The sequence below is a fragment of the Paenibacillus sp. EKM10P genome, from assembly GCF_011800655.1.
Lineage (GTDB): Bacteria > Bacillota > Bacilli > Paenibacillales > Paenibacillaceae > Paenibacillus > Paenibacillus polymyxa.
Genome location: NZ_JAALET010000041.1, coordinates 1 through 1,770, shown reverse-complemented (window position 1 = coordinate 1,770; position 1,770 = coordinate 1). Strand labels below are relative to the sequence as shown.

The following is a 1,770-nucleotide window of genomic DNA, read 5'->3' as shown; positions in this document are numbered from 1 at the left end:
GGGGCTTGCGAAGGAGATTGGCGTTCACGACAACTTCTTCGACATCGGCGGCCACTCCCTGCGGGCGACGACGCTGGTCAGCAAGATTCATAAAGAGTTGAACGTGGATCTGCCGCTGCGCGACGTGTTCCGCCATTCCACCATCGAGAGCATGGCGGCCGCCATTTCCCGGCTGGATGAGCAGACATTCGTTTCCATACCGGTGGCGGATGACCGAGAGGTGTACCCGCAATCTTTTGCTCAAAAACGTCTCTTTATCCTGAATCAACTGGAAGGCGCGGAGCTTAGCTACAACATGCCGGAAGCGATGCTGCTGGAGGGTGCTTTGGACCGGGCAAGGTTCGAAGAAGCGTTCCGTAAGCTCGTGACGCGGCATGAAACGCTGCGCACCGGGTTCGAAATGGTGGATGGCGAAGCATCGCAGCGGATTTATCAGGACGTGAATGTTGCCGTGGAGTTCTATCGAGCGGATAAGCAAGAGGCCGAAGAGACGGTTCGTCGTTTCGTCCGTCCGTTTGACTTGGCGAAGCCTCCGCTGCTGAGGGTAGGCCTTGTCGAGCTGGCTCCGGAACGCCATATTCTAATGTACGACATGCATCATATTATTTCCGACGGCGTATCGATGGAAATCTTTGTTGAAGAATTCGTCCGCTTGTACGGCGGCGAGCAATTGGAGCCTCTGCGCATTCAGTACAAAGACTACACCGTTTGGCAGCATTCGCAGGAGCAGAAGGAACGGCTTCAGCGCCAGGAGGCATACTGGCTGGACATGTTCCAAGGCGAGCTTCCGGTGCTGGAAATGCCGACCGACTATCCGCGTCCGGCCGTGCAGAGCTACGAAGGCCAAACGCTGGAGTTTTTCTTCGACGCTTCGAAAACCGACGGCCTGAAGCAGCTGGCCTCGGAAACGGGCACGACGCTGTTTATGGTGCTGCTTGCGGCGTATAACGTCCTTTTGCATAAATATTCAGGTCAGGAAGACGTGATCGTCGGTACACCGATTGCTGGAAGGAATCATGGAGATGTACAGCCGTTGATCGGAATTTTCTTAAACACGCTGGCTATCCGCAGTTATCCGGCTTCGGAGAAGACATTCCTGTCATACCTGAACGAAGTCAAAGAAACGACCCTCCACGCCTTCGAGCATCAAAACTATCCGTTCGAAGAATTGGTGGACAAGGTGCAAGTCACCCGTGATTTAAGCCGCAATCCGCTCTTCGACACGCTGTTTACGATGCAGAATACGGAGAACGAGGAATTTGAGCTGGAAGGGCTTCGCCTGATTCCTTATCCGAGCGCACTGGATACCGCGAAGTTTGATATCAGCTTGGATGTGGGCGAGGAGAACGGCGGCTTGGATTACAGCTTCGAATATGCGACGGCTCTCTACAAAAGGGAGACGATCGAACGGCTGGCGAAACATTACGAACAGCTGCTCGTAACGATCGTAAGCCGTCCGGATGCGAAGATCGCCGAGCTGAACTTGCTGACGGCAGAGGAAAAAGAACAAATTCTCGGCGCGTTTAACCCGGCGCAGCCGGAAGTGGCTCCTGCGGCCGCGTTCCATCGGCTGTTCGAAGAACAAGCGGAGCGCACGCCGGAAGAGACGGCCGTTGTGTACGAGAACGACCGGCTGACGTATGCGGAGCTGAACGAGCGGGCGAACCACTTGGCGGCCACGCTGCGCGCAAGCGGCATCGGCCGGGAGACGATCGTCGGCATTCTCGCCGAGCGTTCGGTGGACTTGCTGGTGGCCGTGCTGGCCGTCTG

At 56.1% G+C, this 1,770-nt stretch carries 1 protein-coding gene; it reads left to right on the top strand.

Annotation, left to right across the window (positions count from 1 at the left end):
- The coding region (locus HFE01_RS26285; protein ID WP_167442895.1) for a condensation domain-containing protein at window positions 1–1,770 on the top strand (1,770 nt) is incomplete at both ends.